The following is a 25,778-nucleotide window of genomic DNA, read 5'->3' on the forward strand; positions in this document are numbered from 1 at the left end:
AAATAAATGGCTAGTATTAGTGTATGTATTGTTACCTATAACAGTGAGAAATATATTGACAGTTGTCTTCATGCGGTAACATGTCAATCGTACCGGATAAATTCAATCGTTATTGTCGATAATGGTTCAACTGATCAATCAGTAAAGATTATTGAACAGTATAAAAATCAAGGTGCGCCCATTTTACTTATAAAAAATAAAGTGAATAATGGCTTTGCAGGCGGGCAAAATCAAGCGATAGCAGCTACTGATAGTGATTATGTGCTAGTGCTTAACCCTGACGTTATTTTAGATAGGGACTACGTTCGAGTGCTAGTTGAGCTTATAGAAAAAAATCCTCACTATGGCAGTGCCACAGGTTTGCTTGTTCGCGAGGCAGATCCTACTATTGTAGACAGTACAGGGCTAGTGATGAAGCTGACTCGACAATGTGTCGATCGCGGCTCCGAACAAAAGGTAGAAGAGTGGTTAGAGCCGACTCCTGTGTTTGGTGTTTCTGGTGCAGCAGCTCTTTATTCACGGCAAATGATAAATGATATTCAGTTAGCAGGAGAATTTTTCGATGAGCATTTCTTTGCCTACAAGGAGGATGTAGATGTGGCATGGCGTGCTCAGCTATTAGGTTGGGCAGCTTATTATACTTCAGCAGCTAAAGCAACGCATGCGAGGGGATGGCAACGAGGAGGAAGAGCTCATATTTCAACATTTGTAAGGCAGCATTCCTATCAAAATCATCTTTTTATGCTGATTAAAAATGAACAGTTATCGCTATCATTAATGTATCGAGTGCCAGCAATTGTTTGCTATGAATTGATGAAGTTAATTTATATCATGATCCGTGAGCGAGATGTATTAACAAGCTGGAAAAATATTAGAAAGTTGCTTCCTGTTATGCTGCATAAACGCAAATTGTTAAAGCAAAAATTAAAGGCAAAGCAGGCAAAACAATAAAGGACGTAGCAACAGCGGATTAGCTATTGATGCGTCCTTAATTATTGCAATATTTTATCGATTATTGCAAAGGTGCAGCATTAATTAGAGAGTTGATTTGAGTCTCTAAATTAGTTTGATCATTAGGATATGCAGCATAAAGTGAAGCAGTTACTGCTGTATTGTCTCCGTTCAACTTATAAAGTACAGCAGCGTAATAAAGTGCAGCAGTAATATCCTCTTGCTCCTCGAACTGACCTGTGTAAGCTTGCCCCAAGTATTGCAGAGCTAGCTCATATTGACCAAACACATAATATGCTTCGCCGATTGCTCTTGCCATCTTAGGTGTGACATAAAAATCTCGTCCAGATAACTGTTCTTCTGGCAACAGTGCAAGCAGTTTTTGTTTTTCTACAATCTTTTGCTCTAGGGCTAGAATTGCTTCAAGATGCTCTTTTGCTGCTGTCGTGTTTCCTTCCACTAAATCAGCAACGGCAACCCGAAAATAGGTTGTTGCCAGCAACTGATAGAGCTCAATTTCCCAAGGCATTTTAGTAATCGACGCTTGCAGAAAATCAATAGAGGCAATATCGTTGCCCATTAGCTTGTTAAGCTCGAGCTGTCTAAAGTACAAGGCCTCATAATAAGGCTCTTTTTTCTGCATACGCTGTAAAATGGCTTGAGCTTCATTGGCCCATGGTTCATCGCCCGATAATGAGTAAGCTTGAATATACAGCTCTAACTGCATATTCACATAACGTGGATTGGCATTTCGTGAAATAGCTTTATCTAATTGCTCGATCGATTCCTGCAGTGACTGCTCTTGAACGGCTTGAGTCGTTTTATCAAATTGCTTGTATCCTGATAAATGAATGAAATTAGTGAACATGAAGTATACACCAATAACAGCAATAAAGGCCGGTAACATTAGCTTCCATTTTGACTGAAGCAATTGGGCATGCCAGTTTCCTGTTTTTAGAGAAACATTAGCAATCATTGCACCAAGGCTAAAAAATACGAGTGCGCCGATATAAATATAACTCATATTAAAATCAATCAAGCTATGGACTAAAATGGTCGTAGCTATCGTTAACCATACAAAAGGTATAAATTGCTGTTCACTTGTTTTACGTACGAATGAGCGAATAAACAACGTATAGATCCCAATAAGCAGTACAAATAAGCAAATAATCCCGAGCAAACCTACCTCTAGCAACGTTTCGAAGACGAAGCTATGAACGAGAGTGCTTGTATACGGATTATCTTGGTATTGCTGATATAATGCTTGCCAAGCTCCGCCGCCTGCACCAATGATAGGATAATCCTTCCATATTTTTAGCGCATCACCATAAAATGCAGAACGTTCAAGCACACTGTGTTGATTGAAATTAATGGACTCAATCCGTTGACCGATGCTTTCAGGCAATATTTTTGTTAAGCCGCTGTTTCCTAATAATAGGAATGCACCAAGTGCAACTACAACAAGCGCAAGGATTGGCAAAATTAGATTAAAGCGAAGTCGCTCATTTTTAGACGCTAGCCGTTGCTCTACTTTATTCCATACGTATTGATTTGCTAAATAAGAAAGTGCAGTCATAATTGCACAAGCGACAATTAACAGCCCCCAAGCTTTAATAGCTGTACCGGCAGAATATTCGTTTTGCAGCTCCAACCCCCACTTATTAATAAATGGAAGGGTTATAGCGAATACTACAACACTTACGATAAAGTTGCATGTAAATTGAATTTGCTTAGAAATTCGCAATAAAGGTAAAATAGCAATAAAAACGATCGGCGCAATGACCCAAGCACCGCGCGATAATGTAAACATAAATGATAGCAGAGCAGGAATGACCATAGCTGAGCTTATAACAAGAATCACTTTATTTTTAGATAAGGTCATCGCTGCAACACATGCAAAAATATAAGCTAATAAAAAGACAGCATATGTGTTAGCATATTGGAAAATCGACGTTAAGCGCATGCCATCTTCATGCTGCTGTATCGCGTCAAAATACCAGCTCTCAGGAAGAATGCCGCCAAGCGACGGACTGCCAAGCCAAGTCGACATGCCACAGAAAATAATTAGCGATGCGGCGCCCATAACAATATAAATTGCTGTTTTCTGACCTTTTTCGGTTTGTGTATAGTAATAAGCTAATATAAATAAAATAGCATAAAAAATCCAAATACTAAGTTGTCGATAAGCATGGTAGCTGGATACTGCTCCAATACTGGAGAGCAAATAAAATAGAGGCATAAGCCAAATAAGCTGTGGCAGTAACGATACTGTTTTTTTAACTGTACCAATATAAAATGCTAAGCAAACCGCCAACGCTCCGCCTATAATAAAGCTCCAAAAAATTCTTACTTCATTAGCAGGGGTATCATCATTAAATATCCCATTTTGAAAAGGCATAATTAAAAAGAAGATAGCTAGAAATACGGAGGTAATTGTTAGTATTAAAGCAGACTTTGATAAATTAACAGGCATATGTCTGGAAGAATTTACTGCAGCCTGTTTTTTTGTCGATAAACCCATTTTGACTCTCCTTATGTAATAATAATCATATCCTTTACAAGTATAGCACAGTCCTGCCTAAATAAGTTAGGATTCATTTCCTTACTATTTTTTGCTAGAATAGAAAGGTAGAAAAATGTTGGATATAGGTGGTTTTTGTACATGTTGCGACAGAATCAGCGTTTCTTCACACAGTTATATATGTTATGCGATATGCTGTGTACATTAGTAGTGTTTTTATTTGCTTATTGGCTTAAATTTAAAAGTCAGTGGTTAGAGTCAACGCACTCTTTGCCATTTACAACTTACTTAATTTGGGGGACTGTATACTCATTTTCATCAATAGTTATAGGATTCTATTTGCAATTCTACACACCAAAAAGACGAAGAAGCTATTCACAAGATTTTTGGAAAATTATACAAATTCAAAGTTTTAGTTTACTAGGCTTGCTAGGGTTGCTATATTTTGCGAAAGAAAATGATATTTCGCGTCAATTACTACTTATCTTTTATGGATTGAATATTGTATGTATTGCAGTTTATCGTTACATTGTAAAAAATGTTTTATTTTCTATGCGTCGCAAAGGTTACAACAAAAAATATGTACTTATTATAGGAGCGGGAAAGCTGGGCAGAAGCTTCTATTTTAATTTAGGCAAGTACCCAGAAATCGGCTATGATGCTTGCGGTTTTTTAGACGATAAGCTTACGGAGCATGATGCGGAGTATCGTCAGTTGCCGCCTATTTTAGGCAAAGTAGATGATCTTGAGCAAATGCTGCAAAAGCATGATGTCGATGAGGTCATTGTTGCTCTTCCGCTTGATGCTCATCATAAGCTGCCGAATATCATTAATATATCTGAGAACGCAGGGATTAAAGTTTTAATTATACCAGATTATTTTGATTTACTTCCAGCTCGTCCATTCTTTGATAACTTCGCAGGAATTCCATTAATCAATGTGCGTGATGTGCCACTTGATGAACTAGGCAATCGCATCTTGAAGCGAAGCTTTGATATTGTGTTTTCAATCTTCGCGATTATATTAACTTCACCAATATGGCTGTTTGCTATTATTGGAATTAAGCTTACTTCACCAGGTCCTGTTATTTTTAAGCAGGAACGAGTCGGATTAAATCGCAAAACATTTCAAATGTATAAGTTCCGTTCGATGCATGTGTCTCCTCCAGAAGTTGCTGATACGCAATGGACTGTAAAGGATGACCCTCGTCGCACTCGTTTTGGCAGCTTCTTAAGAAGAACGAATATTGATGAACTGCCACAATTTATTAATGTGCTGCTAGGCCATATGAGCGTTGTTGGTCCAAGACCAGAGCGACCATATTTTGTAAATCAATTTAAGGATGAAATTCCAAAGTATATGGTTAAGCATCAAATTCGTCCTGGTATTACAGGGTGGGCACAATCGAATGGTTTGCGCGGAGATACGTCGATTCAAGAGCGAATTTTCCATGATATTTTTTACATTGAAAATTGGTCTTTTTTCTTAGATATTAAAATTATTTTTATGACTGCTTTTAGAAGAAAGGTAAATCAAAATGCCTACTAATTCATTAACCGATGCCGCTGTGGTATCGGTTATTATTCCAACTTTGAACGCTGGAGAGCAATTTGCTTTATTGCTAGCTAAGCTTCAGCAGCAAAGCGTTAAGCCCCATGAAATTATTGTGATTGACTCCTGCTCTGATGACGCTACGCGGCAATATGCAGAGCAGGCAGGAGCTATTGTTTTAACTGTAAATCGAGCGGAGTTTGATCATGGAGGTACGCGAAATATAGCAGCTAGTTACGCGACAGGAAATATTTTAATGTTTATGACTCAAGATGTACTGCCTGTTGATAATTTTTTGATTGAGCGGCTAATTGCTCCGTTGACGGTTAATATACGCGAAAATAGTGTCGCTTATAGCTATGCCCGTCAAATTGCCGATGAAAGTGGAGATCCACTGGAAAAGCTTTCCCGTGCGAACAATTATCCAACATACTCTATGATTAAAGGCTACGAGCAGATTGAGCAATTGGGCATTAAAACCTTTTTTTGTTCCAATGCTTGCTCAGCAATTCGCAATAATGTTTTTCAAGAGCTTGGCGGCTTTCAAAGTCCAGTGATCTTTAATGAGGATCTGTTTATGGCTGCAAAATGTGTATTGCAGGGGTTAAAGATTGCTTATTGTGCTGACGCGCAAGTGTATCATACTCATCATTATACGTTAAGTCAGCAGTTTAAACGCTTTTTTGACAATGGAGTATCGATGCGCTGTAATCAATGGATTTTGCCTTATACTGCTGTAGGTAAGGCTGGCTCCTCATTAGTGCTCTATCAAATGAAGGGACTAATAGAATTAGGAAAGTGGTATATGATTCCTCGCTTAATTTTTGAATCAGCGGCGAAACTGATAGGTTACAAGCTAGGGATGAACTTTACTAAATTACCTTCTTTTCAAGCCAGAAAGTTTAGTATGCACAGCAGAATTTGGGAGCTGCTTCAGCATGATACAGAATATTCCAGTGAACAAGGAGACGTATCCTCATTACAAGGGAAAATAAGTAAGCAAGTAAGCGATAGTTCATCATCTCATTAAAACTGTCAGTATATCAATTATTTTAAGGCATGCTTTTGCTTTAGCATGCTTTTTTATTTGCGTTTTTACATATCAACAAGTTAAGGAGAAATAGATTAGCTTGCCATGACTTTTATCTATCTTTTCATTGTAACAATTAGATTTTTTTGTTAAAATAACATAGTAATGTAAAAAAATCTGTTATCCCTTTTCCTTAATTGACTCCTTAGATAGACAAGTTTTTTAATTCTCCTCCTAGACTATTAACAGTTAATCTCAAATTAGTTTTATCCTCCTACTTCATCAAGAATTGCTTCAATCAGAATGCAATTGATTTATTGTGTCTATTTATTGGTAAAATTTGTAATTTTCTATTGCAGCAGTATTTATAATCTAAAATGCTAGAAAATAACTGCTTGTGCAAAATGTTGAGTTATATCTCAAATCTATTATGTAAAAGAGAGGAGTAGGTAGATGAGCGATCAATATATTGGTGAAATTCGGATGTTTGCAGGAAACTATGCACCAGTAGGCTGGAAAATTTGCGATGGTTCTTTGTTATCTATTGCCCAATATCCTGAGTTGTTTACTTTGATTGGAACATTATATGGCGGTGATGGTCAGACTACGTTTGGTATCCCTGATTTTCGTGGAAGAATCCCAGTTCATTACAGTCCAACAATTCCACTTGGTACAAAGAGTGGAGCTGAGACAGTTATATTAACATCTAGTCAAATACCTGCCCATACACATCTTGCAAATGCGAATAATGATCAAGAGAGCGCTGTAGCGAGCTCGCCAATCAATCATTTTTGGGGAGTTAGTGATTTTACAAACTACACGAATCAATCACCTGATACGACAATGTCTCCTGTATCGATACAACCATCTGGAGGCAATCAGCCACATGACAATATGATGCCGAGTTTAGCTATTAATTTCATTATAGCTGTTGCAGGACTTTATCCTTCACAAAATTAAAGTATTGGTTCGAAGGTATCTTTTTTTAGGAGGTTAGATTTCATGTCAGATCCATTTATTGGTGAAATTCGTCCTTTCGCTTTCGGAATTGTGCCAAGAGGTTGGGCACCATGTAATGGTCAACTATTAAATATCAATCAAAATCAAGCTTTATTTGCTTTATTAGGTACCAGATATGGCGGTAATGGTGTTACTACGTTTGCCTTACCAAACTTGCAAGGAAGAACACCTATTCATCCTAGTGAGTCAATTACTCTTGCTCAGATCGGTGGAGAGGAAACTCATACGTTGACTATAAATGAGATTCCTGCTCATACCCATCAAGTTATGGCAAGTACGGATAATGCTACGCTGCCGGCTGCGTCTGGAAATACATGGGGGGATACAGGAGTTCGTAAAATTTATGCTGCTTCATCTAATGCGACAATGAGCTCTACAGCCATTGGCGCTAGTGGCGGAAGTCAAGCTCATAATAATATGCAGCCATATACTGCCGTGCAATTTTGTATAGCATTGCAAGGAATTTGGCCGCCGAGAAATTAGGAGGTGCGATATGGATCCGTACATTGGGGAAATTCGATTATTTGCAGGAGATTTCCCTCCAAAAGACTGGGCTTTTTGTGAAGGACAACTTCTGCAGATTCAGCAATACACTGCACTATACAGTATTTTAGGCGTTACATATGGAGGAGATGGTAAGACTACGTTTGCTTTGCCTAACTTGAAAGGCAGAGCTGCAATGGGAAGCGGTGTTGGTCCTGGGCTTAGCGCAAGAACTTTAGGTCAGGCGGTTGGAAGCAGTGAGGTAACATTGTTATCAAATCAACTTCCAGCACATACGCATTCTGTAAATGCAAGTACTCAAGTAGCAAGCAACTCAGATCCGACGAATAATATTTGGGGTAGTGAGCTGCCAATAGGAAATAACAAGCCATATGCTGCAAATGTAAATGGTACAATGCATCCTTCTGCTTTATCTCCTGCCGGAGCCGGTCAGCCACATAACAATATGCAGCCTTATCTGGCTTTAAATTTTATTATTGCTCTAAATGGTATTTTTCCACCTAAAGACTAATAGTGGACAAAGCTGCCTTGATAACTTCAGGGCAGCTTTTGTGATTGGTTATTTCATCCGTTGGGGGTGTTAAAGTTATATGAAAAGTAAAGCAAGTGTTTTAATTTTATTTTCTTTATTTCTAATTTTGTCTTTATTTCCGTTGTCTCCATCACATACTTCTGCTTCTCCAGAAACGCTAAATCCGATAGCTGGCAGGCTCTATAACTACTATTACGGGCTTATAATGGATGAAAATTTTTCGGGTTGTGACTGTTTAGCTATTTCTTCCAGAGGCACTTTTGTAGAGAAGAGTGCGATAAAATTTCAAGTTAATGAAAATGTTCAGTCAGCTTACTTTGTATTTGAAGCGGCACCTGAAGAATTAGATGTTACGTATGATATGAAGATAGCCGTGGCAGAGGATAATTGGCCAGCAAATGGTTTGCCCGATGAATTAGGCCCTGCTATTAGCGGTACAATTCCAGCAGTATTTAGCGAGGTCGGTCCTAAAATAGAATTTTTTTCTAAGATTAAGATCGATGTCACCAGCTTGTTGACGCAAAGTAATATTGACCCTAATAATACGAATGATAAAAATATTACGTTTGTACTGTCTTCAACTCAATCTGAGAACTTAGGACTTTATTATCCTAGATTAGAGGTTGAGTATAAATCGAACAATCCGCCTGAAGTGAGCGCGATTAGTAATAAAACTATTGATGAATTAGATACACTTTCTTTTCAAGTAGCAGCAAGTGATCCTGATGGAGACGCATTAACATATAGTTTGATTAGTCCGCCGCTAGGGGCAGAAATTAATTCAACAGGGTTGTTCAGTTGGACTCCAACAGAGGAACAAGATGGTACACATACGATAGTCGTGCAAGTATCCGACGGTGAATTGACTGCTGAGACTCAATTTACGATAACTGTCAATGAAGTAAACAGTCCTCCAGTATTAGGTACGATCGGTAACAAAACGATAGATGAAGAAACGCTATTAAAATTTACCGCTACGGCGACGGATGCTGATATTCCAGCGAATCCACTTAGCTTTAGCCTAGTGGATGCCCCTGAAGGAGCAAGCATTGATGAGACAACAGGCGAATTTACTTGGACACCGACTGAAGCGCAAGGTCCAGGCGTATATACCTTTAAGATCGTTGTGAGTGACGGAGAAGCAAGTGATGAAGAGGAAATTACGGTGACGGTGAATGAAGTAAATGCCGCACCAGTTCTAGCTCCAATTGGCGATAAGGTCGTCGATGAATTAACGGAGCTGACCTTTACAGCAACTGCTAGCGATACAGATCATGTGAATTTAATTTACAGCTTAGAAGGAGCACCAACAGGAGCGACGATTCATTCAGCAACAGGTGAATTTAGCTGGACGCCGGAAGAAAATCAAGGACCAGGGGTATATACCTTTAAAGTAGTTGTAAGTGATGGAGAATTACGTGATGAGGAAGAAATTAAGGTCACTGTCAATGAAGTAAATAGTGTACCTGTAATCACGAATAAAGCAGCCATCGCCGAACAGGAAGTGGATGAAGAAGACGAGTTAACGTTTAACGTACTGGCGACAGATGCAGATATTCCAGCGAATACGCTTAACTATAGCTTAGTTGATGCGCCAGCAGGAGCAAGTATCAACCCAGCAACAGGGGCTTTCAGCTGGACCCCAAGCGAAGTCCAAGGCCCACAAACATATAGCTTTAAAGTGGTAGTAAGTGACGGAGAAGAGCATGATGAGGCAGTTATTAAAGTTAAAGTGAATGAAGTGAATATTCCGCCAGTGCTAGGGACAATTGGTAACAAAACGGTAGATGAAGAAACGCAATTAATATTTACCGCTACGGCGACGGATGCTGACATTCCAGCGAACTCACTTAGCTTTAGCCTAGTGGATGCCCCTGAAGGAGCAAGCATTGATGAGACAACAGGCGAATTTACTTGGACGCCAACTGAAGCGCAAGGTCCAGGCGTATATGTCTTTAAGGTTGTTGTTAGCGACGGAGAAGCAAGTGATGAAGAGGAAATTACAGTGACGGTGAATGAAGTAAATGCCGCACCAGTTCTAGCTCCAATTGGCGATAAGGTCGTCGATGAATTAACGGAGCTGACCTTTACAGCAACTGCTAGCGATACAGATAATGTGGATTTAATTTACAGCTTAGAAGGAGCACCAACGGGAGCGGTGATAGATCCGGAGACGGGTGAATTTAGCTGGACGCCGGAAGAAAATCAAGGACCAGGGGTATATACCTTTAAAGTAGTTGTAAGTGATGGAGAATTACGTGATGAGGAAGAAATTAAGGTCACTGTCAATGAAGTAAATAGTGTACCTGTAATCACGAATAAAGCAGCCATCGCCGAACAGGAAGTGGATGAAGAAGACGAGTTAACGTTTAACGTACTGGCGACAGATGCAGATATTCCAGCGAATACGCTTAACTATAGCTTAGTTGATGCGCCAGCAGGAGCAAGTATCAACCCAGCAACAGGGGCTTTCAGCTGGACCCCAAGCGAAGTCCAAGGCCCACAAACATATAGCTTTAAAGTGGTAGTAAGTGACGGAGAAGAGCATGATGAGGCAGTTATTAAAGTTAAAGTGAATGAAGTGAATATTCCGCCAGTGCTAGGGACAATTGGTAACAAAACGGTAGATGAAGAAACGCAATTAATATTTACCGCTACGGCGACGGATGCTGACATTCCAGCGAACTCACTTAGCTTTAGCCTAGTGGATGCCCCTGAAGGAGCAAGCATTGATGAGACAACAGGCGAATTTACTTGGACGCCAACTGAAGCGCAAGGTCCAGGCGTATATGTCTTTAAGGTTGTTGTTAGCGACGGAGAAGCAAGTGATGAAGAGGAAATTACAGTGACGGTGAATGAAGTAAATGCCGCACCAGTTCTAGCTCCAATTGGCGATAAGGTCGTCGATGAATTAACGGAGCTGACCTTTACAGCAATTGCTAGCGATACAGATAATGTGGATTTAATTTACAGCTTAGAAGGAGCACCAACGGGAGCGACGATTCATTCAACAACAGGTGAATTTAGCTGGACGCCGGAAGAAAATCAAGGACCAGGGGGATATACCTTTAAGGTCATTGTCAGTGACGGAAGCTTAACAGCAGAAGAAGAGATTAAAGTAACGGTCAACGAAGTGAATGCTGCTCCAGTGATTACAAATAAAGCAGCCATCGCCGAACAGGAAGTGGATGAAGAAGACGAGTTAACGTTTAACGTACTAGCGACAGATGCAGATATTCCAGCGAATACGCTTAACTATAGCTTAGTTGATGCGCCAGCAGGAGCAAGTATCGACCCAGCAACAGGAGCTTTCAGCTGGACCCCAAGCGAAGTCCAAGGCCCACAAACATATAGCTTTAAAGTGGTAGTAAGTGACGGAGAAGACACTGATGAGGCTGTTATTAAAGTTAAAGTGAATGAAGTGAATGTTCCACCAGTGCTAGGTACAATTGGTAACAAAACGATAGATGAGGAAACGCAATTAATATTTACCGCTACGGCGACCGATGCTGATATTCCAGCGAATCCACTTAGCTTTAGCCTAGTGGATGCCCCTGAAGGAGCAAGCATTGATGAGACAACAGGCGAATTTACTTGGACACCAACTGAAGCGCAAGGTCCAGGCGTATATGCTTTTAAGGTTGTTGTTAGCGACGGAGAAGCAAGTGATGAAGAGGAAATTACAGTGACGGTGAATGAAGTAAATGCCGCACCAGTTCTAGCTCCAATTGGCGATAAGGTCGTCGATGAATTAACGGAGCTGACCTTTACAGCAACTGCTAGCGATACAGATAATGTGGATTTAATTTACAGCTTAGAAGGAGCACCAACGGGAGCGACGATTCATTCAGCAACAGGTGAATTTAGCTGGACGCCGGAAGAAAATCAAGGACCAGGGGTATATACCTTTAAGGTCATTGTCAGTGACGGAAGCTTAACAGCAGAAGAAGAGATTAAAGTAACGGTCAACGAAGTGAATGCTGCTCCAGTGATTACAAATAAAGCAGCCATCGCTGAACAGGAAGTGGATGAAGAAGACGAGTTAACGTTTAACGTACTAGCGACAGATGCAGATATTCCAGCGAACCCACTTAACTATAGCTTAGTTGATGCGCCAGCAGGAGCAAGTATCGACCCAGCAACAGGAGCTTTCAGCTGGACCCCAAGCGAAGTCCAAGGCCCACAAACATATAGCTTTAAAGTGGTAGTAAGTGACGGAGAAGACACTGATGAGGCTGTTATTAAAGTTAAAGTGAATGAAGTGAATATTCCGCCAGTGCTAGGTACAATTGGTAACAAAACGGTAGATGAAGAAACATTATTGACGTTTATCGCTGCCGTACAAGATATTGATTTGCCTGCAAATACATTGGAATTCCGACTTGAAGGTGAAGTGCCTTCAGGAGCAACGATTAACTCAGCAACAGGCGAATTTACTTGGACGCCAACTGAAGAACAAGGTCCAGGTGAGTATATCTTTAAGATCGTTGTAAGTGACGGAGAAGCAAGTGATGAAGAGGAAATTACGGTTACTGTTAACGAAGTAAATACTGCGCCTAAACTAAATACAATTAACGTTTCTAGCGTTAGAGCCGGTTCGATCTTAACCTTTACAGCAACTGCAATTGATAAAGACGTGCCTAGCAGTAAGTTAACGTATCAACTTGTAGATGCACCTGAAGGAGCAGAGATCAATAATGAAACAGGCGAATTTACATGGAAGCCAACTTCATCGCAAGCAGGCAAAACGTTTACTTTTAAAGTTCGAGTAAGTGACGGTGCATTAACTGATGAGCAAGAATTAAATGTTAGAGTTAACTATGATTATTCTAACTCTCTAGATGTAGAAGTAGAGCAGCCAGTAGTTAATACAGATGTACTTGTCAATGGTAAACTGAGAGATATCGATACGACAACATTAACTAAAAATAATAATCAAAGAATCATTACTATTGCTGTGGATGAACAGAAGCTTGAGCAAATTTTGCAAACAGAGGGCGAACATGCTGTTATTACGCTTATTGTAAACAGTGAACAAGAGGTAGCCATTGGACAATTAAGTGGAAGCATGGTTCAAACGTTGATCGATTATCATCATGTGATCGGTATTCGAACAAAAGAGGCCTTATATGAACTTGCTGCAGATCAAATTGATTTAGCGGCAATTGTTAATCAGTTTGGAGCAAATGTCGATTTGAAAGACTTAATAGTAAAATTCGAAATTGCAAAGCCGCTGCAATCAGTCACTCAAGCTGTTGAGGATGCAGTAAAGAAAGATGGTCAAGTGCTAGTAATGTCGCCACTTAACTTTACTATTAGCGTAAATTACAACGGTAAAACAATAGAGTTGAACAAATTCGGCAGCTATATGAAGCGTAAAATCACCATTCCAGCAGAAGTTAATCCGACCTCTGTTACAACAGCAGTTGTCGTTGAAAAGGATGGAACACTTCGACATGTGCCTACGAAGATCGTTAAAGAGAATCAATCCTATTATGCGATTATTTCTAGCATAAGTAATAGCACATACGCGCTCATTTGGAATCCTGTTCAATTCATTGATGTAGAGAATCATTGGGCAAAGAATGCGATTAACAATATGGGCTCTCGTTTAATCATCAATGGTAAAGGTGAGGGTACATTTTATCCAAATCAGGATATTACGCGGGCAGAGTTTGCAGCTATAATTGTTAGAGGTTTGGGTATTCAAATTTCAACAAGCGCTGGCAGTTTTACCGATGTGAAGAAAAGTGATTGGTATTATGGCGTTATTCAAACTGCATATGAATATGGATTGATTAACGGTTTTACAGACGGTACGTTCCGTCCAAATGACAATATTACACGTGAGCAAGCGATGCTTATTATATCCAAAGCAATGAAGCTAACGAAGCTGCAAGGGGCAGCTGCAGGGCAAGCTGTAACTGATATGATTAACAGATATACTGACGCAGGAACAGTGTCAAGCTGGGCATTAGATGGAGTTGCAGACAATGTAAGTGCGGGAATTATTACAGGAAAAAATAATCAGTTAGATCCAAAGGCAAATATTACTCGTGCAGAAGTTGCGGCAATCATTGAAAGACTACTGCAAAAATCAGATTTGATTGATTAAGAAATAACGAAGATTATAGAAGCGAATGACCTTAGTCTTATTTATAAGACTAGGGTCATTTTTTTAAGAAAGACGATAAAATAATCTAAAATTTGTATGTAATGCAACATTTTATGTAAATAACCAGTCTAATATTAAAAGTTAAAAAAAGAATATAAGGGGATGAGAAAGTGATAAAGTTTAAGACCAGGACGCAAGCTATATTGTTAACAGCGTTTTTGTTTACAGCTATGATCCCTACTGCGAAAGCGAATACGATTGATGCTTTGCCAGCTTCAAGCGTTACTAATTCATTGGCTAATGAAACTAACTCAGTCGATAATAAGAGTTCCTCGATAATAAAAGCAGCGCTTACGAAAGAAAAAGCTGAGGAATTGGTTAGAAAGAATTTAAATATTCCACAGGACTATTCATTAGAAGGAGCTGGTTTGTCAACAAATCGACTTGTTAATGGAACGCGTAATATTTGGTCGTTAGACTTTGCAAAGCGAGTAAACAGTAAATATGTTGGTAGCATTTATGTAACAATAGATGCGGATAATGCGCAAATTCTTTACTTCAACAGCTATAACAATGATGCTAATGTGAAACCAAGCTACCCGCTTAAGGTAGAGCGGGATGCCGCTCAAGAAATTGCAGCTTCTTTCATTAAAGAAGTTGCTGGCGATTATGCGCAACAAGTTAAGCTTAATGAGTATTATGGGGAGCAACTGTTGCCAGCATTAACGGGATCGGTTTATCATCATTTCCGCTTTGACCGTATAGTAAACAATTTAACATTTTTAGATAACTATATTGAAGTTGCTGTTGATAGTGAAGGACATATTGTTGAATATAGCTTTATTTGGGATGACACAATTTCATTCCCTGCCTATGAAAATTATCTCAATATAGAGCAGGCAACAGCAAAAATAAAAGAGCTAGACATTCCAGAATTATCTTATGTCTTAACAAATGGAGGTAAAGAGAAAGGAACACCGATATTAAGTTATTCATTAAAACCTTTAGTCCTCAATGCAACTACTGGAGAAAAGATCAGTGATTCCTATCGCAATTACCGTTTTAATGGTGAGGTGTCGGATAAGCCAGTTACAGAAAAGCCTTTAGCGGCAAAGCCAAGTGCTAGCAAGTTAAGTGAAGCACAAGCTTTGGCAAAGGTGGAAGTGGCTAAATTGTTGCCAGAGGGTTCAGAGTTAACTGACTCAAGCTACAATGAACAAATTGACAGTGAAACAGGACACTCTTTTACAAGCTGGTATTTCACATGGTCGATTAAACAAGCAGGGAAGGAAATTGGTTCAGTTTGGGCAAGCGTTGATGGCGAGCGAGGATATTTACAAAACTATTATGTGAGCTTGTACAGCGGTAATAATGAAGCAGAGAAAGAAAAGGTCTCGCTTGATAATGCTGTATCTACTGCTACTGAATTCGTGAAAAAGCAATTACCTTGGTTAACGCATGAGTTATACTTGGTTAAGCCTGATCCGAAGCAATATGAAGCTAATACGATTTCAAACTATTATATTTCGTTTAAGCATAAAATTCATGGGGCGACAGCGGATTATGACACGATTTCAGTTTCGATAAATGCCAACACCGGCAAAGTCGTTGGATTTGATGCATATATTCAGCCTTATACTTATCCAAGTGAAGCGCCTACTACAATTACGAAAGGTGAAGCTATCGAAAAGCTATTAGATTACTATCGAACAGAATTAACGTACCGCGTTGTTAGTGAATATTCATTGGATGGTAAGCCGCTGTCAATTGAAAAATATAATGTGCTTGTTGCGGCAGGTGAGCTCAATCATAATGAAGAGCTTGAAACTAAATCTAAGGTTGAGTTAGTTTATCGTTTGACAGAAAAGCAATTGCACGAACGAGTTTTTTTAGATGCTGCTAGTGGTCAATGGCGTACTTATGAAAATGGAGAGGTTACTCAGCTTGAACGACCAAAACTTGTTGATATTGAGGGTCATTGGGCAAAGCCTCAACTTGAACTAATGGTTGCGTATAAGGCGCTAGATGTTGTTGATGGCAAGGTTAGACCAAACGAGATAATTAAACGCGGTGAGCTGATTAAAATGTTAGTCATTGCTCGTAATGGTGGGAAATACGGATTCGATACTATGAATACGACAGCAGCAATGAAAGCTTCTTTCAAGGATGTGGCAGTTAGTTCCGAATACTTTACCTATGTAGAGCAGGCATTACAGCAAAACTTAATTGATATTGGAGACGGTTCTTTTAATCCTGAGGCACCTGTTACACGCGAAGAAATGGCAGAGCTTATTGTACGAGCGCTTGGCTATAATACATTAGCGAAATACGATAATATTTTTGTTGACAATTTTGCAGATTCTGACAAAATAAAGAAGAAAGGACAGGCAACTATTGTTGTCGGATTAAAAATAATGAGTTTGACAGAAGACGGTAAGTTTTTACCGCAAAAGCAAGTTCAGCGTGCTGAAGCTGCGACTGCTTTTTTCCGTTATTTACAGGTTCGTTCCGAATTACAGGAAGCGCCATTACGTATGTAGAAAATTAATGTAACTTGGATTTGTAATAAGATGTTGTTCGGTTAAATGATAAGCTTCCCAAAAGGTAAGTGTACGACTTGCACTTATGGGAAGCTTTTCTATTAAAAGACGGGTGCATAGGAATGAATGAAAATTGTAGAAGAGAACAATGGCGAAAATTTTGGCAATGGTTTCGGATCGTTGCTGTAATTTTAACCATTGTTTGCTTGCACGGAGCATGGCTATATTATTTTTCCACTTCTAATCATGGAGAAATAAAAGATGGAAAGCTAAACTTACAATCCTGGGATAGCAAAAGCGGGCAGACTTTATTATTAGAAGGGATTTGGAAGTTTTACCCTAATACATTTATTGAATCAGATAAAGCAAACCATAAAATAGAGCCAGTAGATATAAAAGTACCAGGTAACTGGAAAAATGTTTTAGGCAGCCATTTTGGATATGGCTCCTATCAATTACAAATTCAGCTTAATGCTAATGATACGAATAGCTATGCCATTTATATACCAAGTATTCAAAGTGCTTCGAGGGTATATATTAACGGAGAATTGGTTGGCTCATCTGGTCAGCCTGCCGATAATAAGCAGGAATATACACCATATAACGTTCCTTATATTGTTGAAGCTAAAGCAAATGAACAAGGGATTATCGATATTACGATTGAAGCTGCTAATTACATCATTGATGGATTAAGTGGCATAGAAAAGGCGCTGCAATTCGGGGAAACGTCGATCATTGTTGAACATAATAAATGGTCAGTGATTTTGCAACGGCTTGTATTTGTTGTTTTATTGTTTCATGTAATTTATTCATTTCAGCTTTACATTATGGGGATTCGAGATAAACGCCTGCTTTATTTGTCTGCGCTATTGTTTTTCCTATTATTATTAATCGCAGGCAATGGCAGCAAGCTGATTTTTGAATGGGTTCCACTAACTTATTTCCAGGACTATAAATTGAAAGGGTTATTATTATCTATTGGCTCTATAATACTACTGCGCTGCTGTATTGATGAGCAGTCCAATAGAGTACTTATTATAGCCTCCCGCATACTAAGCGTTATCGCAATTTTGTTAGTGGGTTATGATTTATCTTTATTTGATATTATTCCAAACTTAAGTCTAATCATATTTCCATTTCATATGATCTGCACGATTATTATTGCGGCTATCGGTGTTCTTTTAACTCGAACGTTTCATCGCAATACATATATGATTTATTTATTCACTGCATTTTTTTGTGTTGCTGGCTGGGAATATACACAAATGGTACTTAGTATTAGTACATTGTTTTATCCATTTGACTTAGTAGTTATTATGTTTTGTATAAGCTCTATGATATTTAAAAATTATTTGACTACAGTGGAGCATAATAAGCAGCTTACTGCTAAGCTGCAACGACAAGATAAGTTTAAGGATCAACTGCTAGCAAGTACTTCCCATGAATTGCGAAATCCGCTACATGGGATGCTTAATTTAACCCAAGCAGTGTTAGAGCAAGAAAAAACAATGTTAGATCAGCGCAGTGTGCAAAATTTAGAACTTGTGTTGTCGATCGGCAGAAGAATGAACATTATGCTAGGCGATTTATTGGATGTTTCTACGCTGAAGGAAAAAGGAATTCAATTAAAATTAGGCAGTGTTAACCTGTATCAGCTAGTAGAGAAAACGATAGATTCGCTGCAATATTTGATCGAGCGTAAAAGAATTATCGTTAAAAACGAAATTTTACTGCAATATCCTCCTGTAATTGCGGATGAAAATAGATTAATGCAAGTAATGTTTAATTTACTGCACAATGCGATCAAATTTACCGATCGAGGCAGTATTACAATTAAGGCTGAGCAGGCTAAGGGAAAATTAAAAATCTTCGTTATCGATACAGGTTGTGGGATGGCTTCGGATCTTTTAGAGCATATTGATGGCAACAGCCAAACGATAAGAAATAATGATAATAGTATTAATACAGGCTTTGGTTTTGGACTGAGCATAAGTAAGCAACTAGTTGAACTTCATGGTAGTCAGTTAAAGGTGAAATCTGTAGAAGGAAGGGGTTCAACTTTTTATTTTAGTCTCCCAATAGCGAAGAAAGAACAGCAAGAGAATTACATCAATAAACAGGAGAATGAAAGAAATATGAGCTCTCTTACCCCAATTAAAGCGAACATTGTATACAAAAAGGAGGCTGCAAATAGCAGAGATAATCTGAAAACCGTTAATGGAAATAAAAACCAGGGTGAACGAGTAAAAATATTGGCGGTTGATGATGAACCTGTTAATTTACAAGTCCTTTGCAATACTTTAAATGGAGATAATGAGCTAGATATTTACTGTGCGACAAGTGGAATGGAAGCTCTTGAAATGCTTGCTGACCAGCAATGGGACATTATTATTAGTGATGTTATGATGCCTGATATGTCTGGTCCCACATTAGTAAGCATAATCCGTGAAACATATGGGTTAAATGAATTACCTATACTACTGCTAACTGCACGTGGTGATGTGCTTGATATTGAAGCAGGCTTGCTTGCTGGAGCGAATGATTATGTAGCGAAGCCGATAAATGCGATAGAACTAAATGCAAGAGTCAGGACCTTGGTGCGTTTAAAGCGTTCTCATCAGGAAGCTTTAGGGTTGGAGGCTGCATGGCTGCAGGCGCAAATCAAACCACATTTTATCGTTAATACTCTTAATTCGATTGTTGCATTAAGCGCTATTGATCAAAATCAAATGATTGAGCTTGTTGATCAATTTTCTCAATATTTGCGTTCCAGCTACAGCATTAACCATACCTATCGTTTAATTGCATTAGAGCAGGAGCTAAAGTTAGTGAAAGCTTATTTGTCAATTAATAAGCATCGCTTTAATAAGCTGCAAATTGATTGGGAGGTTGAGGAAGACATTCCTTTTAATGAGTTAATGCTTCCCCCGCTAGTGCTTCAGTCGGTAGTGGAAAATGCCGTTGTTCATGGAGCGTTATCTCGCAGTGATAATCATTATGTGTTCATTAGCATTAAGCAGGTTGACTCATTTGTACAGTTTTTCATTAAGGAAAACGGAATCGGCATGAGTGTAGAGACAATTGATTTAGCGCTGTTAGGTAAATTAGAATCAGGAATCGGCTTATATAACACAAATTTGCGCTTAAAGCAGCATTATCGAGAGGGATTGTCGATTAACAGTCAACCTGGACAAGGTACCGAAGTAACATTCAAAATACCTCTTCTCTCAAGAAATGCAGCAAAGGCTAGCAACTGAGCAGCTGCTTTTGCTATTCACAACTGATTTGAAAAACGAAGATGGAGTTAATAAAGATAAAAAATAGCTGCGCTAAGCCTTGCTGGCTTCTTCATTTTTTATTCAGCAAGTTTTAGCGTAGCTTTTTCTAATTGGATAAATCTGATTGCACTGTGGCAAGTTAACAAACATAATATAATTTTGCTAAGCAGGGTAAACCAATGACAAATAAGCTATACTAAAAATCATCGTTCATGTTGATTTAAGGATAAAACATGAAGCAAAATATGCTGAGAGATATGAAGCAGTACTAAGGAGATATAGCAATGATTACTAGCGAATTTGTTAATGATCTGATACAGGCAAAAGTTTCAAGCTGTCTTGTATATGCTAAGGGAGAGTTGATCTATCATTATGAGCATGAACCTGAAGCATCGCAAACATTAATGCCGATTAATTCCTGTACGAAAAGCATCGTTTCTGCTCTTTATTGTATTGGCTTGGAGCGCGGCATAGTACCTGGACCAGAAGAAAGCATTGCCCCCTATTTCCCTCAATTGCTAAGCAGTGCTAATGAAGAGAAAAGAGCTATTAAGGTAGAGCATCTGTTAACGTTAACGGCGGGGTTTACATGGCAGGAATTTGGCGGCAGCAATCATTTTCCTAGGATGACTAGAAGCAAGCATTGGATAAATTTTGTTTTACAGCAATCATTGGCGACGGAGCCAGGGGATAAATGGAGATATAACTCAGGTATTTCACAGTTATTAGCAAGCTTAATACAGCAAGCTAGCGGCTTCAGGCTAGCAAAGCTAGCAGAGCAGTATTTATGGCATCCGCTCAACATTAAGGAATATCGTTGGAAGGTAAGTCCGCAAGGAGAAAATACCGGAGGCTTTGGAATAGAACTAAGCGCAATAGACATGCTGAAGTTTGGCATTATGTTTTTGCAGCAAGGACAGTATGAAGGACAACAAGTTATTTCATCTGAACTTGCGACTAGATCAACCACCCCATACATTGCAGTGGAGGAGCCGGAGCGCGGTTACTATGGTTGGCATTGGTGGTGTGAGAAAGATGAAAAAATGCCTTATTTCTATGCTCGTGGTTATGGTGGACAGTTCATTATTGTTGTACCGAATGCTGATCTTGTTGTCGTTTTTACTCGCAACCAAAAATATAAAGCAAATTCACCACTAAACGTGTTTCGAACCCAACTTCATCCTCTGCTTGCCAAAGAGCTACATAATTAGTCAAATAAATAATCCCGGTACATGAAAAAGCATTGAGTGACAAGGTGTTGTTCAATAGATTTTTCGCTCTAACAATAACTATTGAAAAATCATGCATTTGGAAAGAGAGAGTGTCCGCCTTTAAAGCCTGATACGTCCTATTAAATCATATAAGTAACAGGCTTTAAACCGCGGATAAAAGATGTTCTATTTTCTAGCCCAGCAGCATTATCTTTTTGCTGGTGAAATTACCCCGCATGCAATCCTTGCTCCTGAATTACCTGCAGGATCAGTAACATAATCATCGGCTTCGGCATGAATTACAATTGAAGTTCCCTGCTTATTGCGCAAAGAGTTTGCTTTCCCTTTCTTCAACGTTACATGATTTGTTACTAGCATTACATCAATTGTCCCATCCTCATTAACTACGATATTTGGCAAGTCCCCACTATGAAAACCTTTTTCATTTTCAAAGCCATGCTGTTTAGCTGTGGGATTGAAGTGGCTGCCTGCTGAACTGAAATCAGGCGGCTCACAGAGTCCTTTCTCATGAATGTGAAGTCCATGCGTTCCAGGAGAAAGCTGTTTGGCCTTCACATGAATATTGACATTTTTACCATCCTGAATGAACGTTGCTTGTCCGATTGTTGCCCCTTCACTATTAATAATCGGCACAGTTAACGGTCGCTGATTAGCATAGCTAGTTGGAGCAAGCAAGAGCAACATTATTGTAGAGCTAACTAGCAGTTTCTTGTTCATAAATATCCTCCTAAATTTGGATTGCATACAATCTGCTTTAGTTTGTTCAGAAAGCAAAACGATTATTCGTAAATCAAACAGAAATGTAGATAGAGCAGTAAAGTGTATGTAAGAAAACATAACGAAGTGTCGTTTGAAAACGAACAATTTTATAAACCTTGCTCAAAACGTTCGTGATAATGTGATAAATAAGTTGACACCTATGAGGGTTAAATAGTAAAATAAAGGTAAAATACCTGTTATTTCTAAGTTCAATGTAATAAAACATGACAATTGCGTTACTGCAGTCAGCTCACTCAGGAGGTGGTCGAATGTCAACGACCAAAAGAAAACAATCATTTTCTTATGATTCACATTCCTTCTATGATGAAATGTTTGATAGCTATGGAGGAGTGCGTGCCCATTATCGATCGATTCATGCACAATTTACGCAAATGAGTCCTGCCAATCAGGCGGCACGTGGCAAAGCATTTCAGCAACGAATGATTGAGGAGGGTGTGACATTTACGCTCTATCGTCCTGATCAGAGCGAGCCTCTTGAGCGAACAATTCCTTTTGACTATATACCGCGTTTAATTGCAGCTAATGAATGGGACATTATCGATCGTGGGTTGCGTCAGCGAGTACAAGCGCTTAATGCTTTCATCCACGATATTTACCACAATCAAAATATTGTTAAAGACGGAGTAATTCCGCGAAGATTGATCGTTTCCAACACCTATTACCGTCCGGAAATGGTGTCGCTTGATGTACCAGGAGGCGTATACATTACGGCTTCGGGCATAGACTTAATACGTGATGATAGCGGAGAATATTTTGTGCTGGAGGATAATTTGCGCTCGCCTTCCGGATTTTCCTATTTATTTAAAGGAAGGTCATTAATGCGTGAATTGTTCCATGATTTATATTTAAAAAATGCCGTTGTAGAAATTGAGCGAAGCATCAATGCATTTCTTAGCTCGCTGCGCAGCATTGCGCCTAATGGAAAGAAGGAGCCAGTAATTGCTCTATTAAGCCCTGGTCCATATAACTCAGCATATTTTGAGCATACGTTTTTGGCGCAGCAAATGGGGATATATTTAGTAGAGGGAAGAGATTTAGTTTATAAAGATCACAAAATCTATATCCGCAGCCTTGATGGTTTACGTCAAGTGGATGTTATATATCGTCGCATTGATGATGATTTTCTTGACCCGCTTGCTTTTAATCCAAATTCTTTATTAGGTGTTCCTGGAATTATGAACGCATATCGTGCAGGCAATGTAGCGATTGCCAATGCTCCCGGCACTGGTGTAGCAGATGACAAAGCAATCTATGCTTATGTTCCTGACATGATCCGCTATTATTTGCATGAGGAACCGATACTAAACAACGTGCCGACCTATATTTTAGATAGAAAAGAAGAACGCGAATATGTACTGGAACATTTATCTGAGCTTGTAGTGAAGGAAACTTCGTTGTCTGGTGGTTATGGCATGCTTATTGGACCGACAGCTTCGGAGGAGGAATTAGCTCATTTTCGAGCAGCGATTCAAGCTAATCCATCGCGTTATGTTGCGCAAAAAACGATGAAACTATCAACAGCACCGATTATGCATGATGGCGTTATGGTCCCTCGACATATCGATTTACGTGGCTTTGTGCTTAAGGGAACAGAGACTCATGTTATTCCAGGAGGCTTGACTCGTGTAGCTCTTGTGGAAGGCTCATTAGTCGTCAATTCATCGCAAGGCGGTGGTGTAAAAGATACTTGGGTTCTTAAATAAACTGTCCAAGTTGTGAGAATTTTGCGAATCGTATGCAAATCAATATAAAGTATGGAGGGATAAGGATGCTAAATCGAACTGCTGAGGCTTTATTTTGGATTGGGAGATATATGGAACGAGCAGAAAATCATGCACGTTTAATTGATGTTTACTATCATTTGCAGCAAGATGAGTTTATGAATGTTGATCAGCTTGCGCTTGCCCAGCATAGTGACAAGTGGCAACGAATTGTGGAGGCACTTGGCAGCAGACTTTCCTTCGAACAAGCATACGATCAATATAGTGAGCATACTGTGCTGACCTATATTACTCTAGATCGCGACAATCCGAATGCGCTGCTATCCTGTATTATTCATGCTCGTAACAATTTGCGGACACTTCGCGAGCAAGCACCTACGGAAATGTGGGAAGTGCTTAACAGCTTTTATTTGTGGCTACGCGAGCAACAAAGTGATGGGATGCTAAAGGAATCTCCTCATCAATTTTTATTGCAAATTAAAAATTGGTGTCATATGTTTTATGGTTGCGTTAATTCCGTTATTCCGCGTCAAAATGAATGGAACTTTATGGAGGCAGGGCGCTATTTAGAGCGGGCTGAAAATACACTGCGAATATTAAATACTGTTCCGCGAGATATTGCTAACGGCGGCAATGATGGAGCGTATTTGTATTTGCAGGCTGTATTAAGAGCAATGAGCGGCTATCAAGCATTTCGTCGGATATATGCGGACAATATCTCTGTCGAACGGATATTAGAATTTGTTATCCTAAACACGAAATTTCCTCGCTCCGTACATTACTCATTTCATCGGCTGATCGAGCATATTCGCGCTTTAGAGCTGTATGATAAGCAGTTGAAAATAGCGCATGATCGTATTTATCGACAAATTAGCAAGCTATGCGCAGAGTTGGATTGTATTGAGCTTACAGAGCTGACTTGTGAGAAAAAAGATGAACTGACGCAATCATTGCTGCAGTCTTGCGCTTGGGTAGGCCATGAGATGGGGAAAACCTTTTTTCTTATCGGGGAGGTCAGTGCATGAAGCTGAAGATCAGTCATATTACAACGTATCAGTACGCTCAGGATGTGACCGACAGTGTCAATGAAATACGCTTGACCCCTGTAACTAATGAACGTCAGTCCTGCTATAACCATAATATTTCGATAGAACCCAATGCTTCATTGTTTGCTTATGAGGATAGCTTTGGCAATCGAGTGCATGTTTTTTCCGTTAATCAGCCACATCGCACATTAACAATTAAAAGCTCAATGATTGTAGTTACAACAGAGCCTTTTACGCTAGATAGTAAAAAGAAGCTGCAAAGTATGAAGCCCAGTCAAGCATGGGAACAGCTGTATTCGGACAAAACTGTCGACCGATTTATTGAATATTTACTGCCGACAGCTTATACGGAAATAACGGCGGAAATTAAAGAGTTAATGGACCGTATACCAAACTATAGTTTGATTATGGGCGGTGAAGAGGGCAACGGTGAAGTTGTTCCAGCATTCTCTGTGTATGAATGGGTAGAAGCTTTGTGTGAATATATTCGCACTCATTTCATCTATGATCCCGAGGCTACGACAGTGAATACGAAAGCTTATGAGCTAATTGATAAGCAACGCGGCGTTTGTCAGGACTTTGCCCATCTGATGATTGCGGTCTGTCGTGCCAAAGGAGTTCCTGCACGCTATGTCAGCGGCTATCATTTTGTTGGTGACTTGCAAGGTGGGGCTGCTGATTTTGAGCAGGCATCGCATGCTTGGGTAGAAGCGTATGTACCAGAGCTTGGCTGGTGTTCCTTTGATCCCACTAACAAAACAGCATTTGACGATCGCTATGTCAAGCTAGGGCATGGACGAGATTATCGAGATATTGTGCCTGTTAAAGGAATCTATCGTGGAACCGGTGAGCAGAAGTTGACGGTTAAAGTGGATGTCCAAAAGCTAAGCAGAGGTGTATAAACAGAGCCAGATGAATGATAATAAACATAGGAGTTAAAGATAAAATTTTGCGATT

15 protein-coding genes are annotated in these 25,778 nt (G+C 39.4%); 13 read left to right on the forward strand and 2 right to left on the reverse strand.

What is annotated here, in order from left to right; genetic code table 11:
* Positions 1 to 6 precede the first annotated feature (6 nt).
* Positions 7 to 951 (forward strand): glycosyltransferase family 2 protein, encoded by a 945-nt coding sequence (locus AC2TDL_RS13925; protein WP_484696690.1) that lies wholly within the window; start codon positions 7 to 9, stop codon positions 949 to 951.
* A 61-nt stretch (positions 952 to 1,012) separates the two neighbouring features.
* Here the strand turns inward: AC2TDL_RS13925 and AC2TDL_RS13930 are convergent, their stop codons facing one another.
* Positions 1,013 to 3,472: an O-antigen ligase family protein gene (locus AC2TDL_RS13930; RefSeq protein ID WP_484696691.1), complete on the reverse strand. Its 2,460-nt coding sequence runs from the start codon at positions 3,470 to 3,472 to the stop codon at positions 1,013 to 1,015.
* Between the two features lie 141 nt (positions 3,473 to 3,613).
* On the opposite strand from AC2TDL_RS13930, the gene AC2TDL_RS13935 reads away from it, so the two are divergent.
* The 9 genes from AC2TDL_RS13935 to AC2TDL_RS13975 all read left to right on the forward strand — a co-directional run bounded on the left by AC2TDL_RS13935 (position 3,614) and on the right by AC2TDL_RS13975 (position 21,253).
* Positions 3,614 to 5,020, forward strand: coding sequence for an undecaprenyl-phosphate glucose phosphotransferase (locus AC2TDL_RS13935; RefSeq protein WP_484696692.1), 1,407 nt, complete (start codon positions 3,614 to 3,616; stop codon positions 5,018 to 5,020).
* Entirely contained in the window at positions 5,010 to 6,053 is a 1,044-nt protein-coding gene (locus tag AC2TDL_RS13940) for a glycosyltransferase family 2 protein (RefSeq protein ID WP_484696693.1), read from the forward strand. Before AC2TDL_RS13935 ends, AC2TDL_RS13940 begins: the two co-directional genes overlap by 11 nt.
* Before the next feature lie 453 nt (positions 6,054 to 6,506).
* Complete coding sequence (locus AC2TDL_RS13945; protein ID WP_484696694.1) at positions 6,507 to 7,013, forward strand: phage tail protein; 507 nt, start codon at positions 6,507 to 6,509, stop codon at positions 7,011 to 7,013.
* Between the two features lie 42 nt (positions 7,014 to 7,055).
* Entirely contained in the window at positions 7,056 to 7,556 is a 501-nt protein-coding gene (locus tag AC2TDL_RS13950; protein ID WP_484696695.1) for a phage tail protein, read from the forward strand.
* A gap of 10 nt (positions 7,557 to 7,566) precedes the next feature.
* The gene (locus tag AC2TDL_RS13955) at positions 7,567 to 8,088 is read left to right on the forward strand and encodes a phage tail protein (protein ID WP_484696696.1); all 522 of its coding nucleotides are present in this window, start codon (positions 7,567 to 7,569) and stop codon (positions 8,086 to 8,088) included.
* Between the two features lie 79 nt (positions 8,089 to 8,167).
* On the forward strand, positions 8,168 to 14,224 hold the full coding sequence (locus tag AC2TDL_RS13960; RefSeq protein WP_484696697.1) for a putative Ig domain-containing protein: 6,057 nt from the start codon (positions 8,168 to 8,170) through the stop codon (positions 14,222 to 14,224).
* Between the two features lie 203 nt (positions 14,225 to 14,427).
* Entirely contained in the window at positions 14,428 to 16,764 is a 2,337-nt protein-coding gene (locus AC2TDL_RS13965) for an S-layer homology domain-containing protein (protein WP_484696698.1), read from the forward strand.
* Positions 16,765 to 16,886: 122 nt separating this feature from the next.
* Positions 16,887 to 20,021, forward strand: a complete 3,135-nt coding sequence (locus AC2TDL_RS13970; protein WP_484696699.1) for a hybrid sensor histidine kinase/response regulator — start codon at positions 16,887 to 16,889, stop codon at positions 20,019 to 20,021.
* 305 nt (positions 20,022 to 20,326) lie between these two features.
* Positions 20,327 to 21,253 (forward strand): serine hydrolase domain-containing protein, encoded by a 927-nt coding sequence (locus AC2TDL_RS13975; RefSeq protein ID WP_484696700.1) that lies wholly within the window; start codon positions 20,327 to 20,329, stop codon positions 21,251 to 21,253.
* A 207-nt stretch (positions 21,254 to 21,460) separates the two neighbouring features.
* On the opposite strand, the gene AC2TDL_RS13980 is transcribed toward AC2TDL_RS13975, so the two are convergent.
* On the reverse strand, positions 21,461 to 21,991 hold the full coding sequence (locus AC2TDL_RS13980; protein ID WP_484696701.1) for a superoxide dismutase family protein: 531 nt from the start codon (positions 21,989 to 21,991) through the stop codon (positions 21,461 to 21,463).
* Positions 21,992 to 22,302: 311 nt separating this feature from the next.
* On the opposite strand from AC2TDL_RS13980, the gene AC2TDL_RS13985 reads away from it, so the two are divergent.
* From AC2TDL_RS13985 to AC2TDL_RS13995, 3 genes are all read left to right on the forward strand, one after another.
* Positions 22,303 to 23,757, forward strand: a complete 1,455-nt coding sequence (locus AC2TDL_RS13985; protein WP_484696702.1) for a circularly permuted type 2 ATP-grasp protein — start codon at positions 22,303 to 22,305, stop codon at positions 23,755 to 23,757.
* A 65-nt stretch (positions 23,758 to 23,822) separates the two neighbouring features.
* Complete coding sequence (locus AC2TDL_RS13990; protein WP_484696703.1) at positions 23,823 to 24,800, forward strand: alpha-E domain-containing protein; 978 nt, start codon at positions 23,823 to 23,825, stop codon at positions 24,798 to 24,800.
* Positions 24,797 to 25,723 (forward strand): transglutaminase family protein, encoded by a 927-nt coding sequence (locus AC2TDL_RS13995; protein WP_484696704.1) that lies wholly within the window; start codon positions 24,797 to 24,799, stop codon positions 25,721 to 25,723. The genes AC2TDL_RS13990 and AC2TDL_RS13995 overlap by 4 nt, the downstream gene beginning before the upstream one ends.
* Positions 25,724 to 25,778: the final 55 nt, after the last annotated feature.

This window comes from Paenibacillus sp. plas6 (assembly GCF_057221655.1).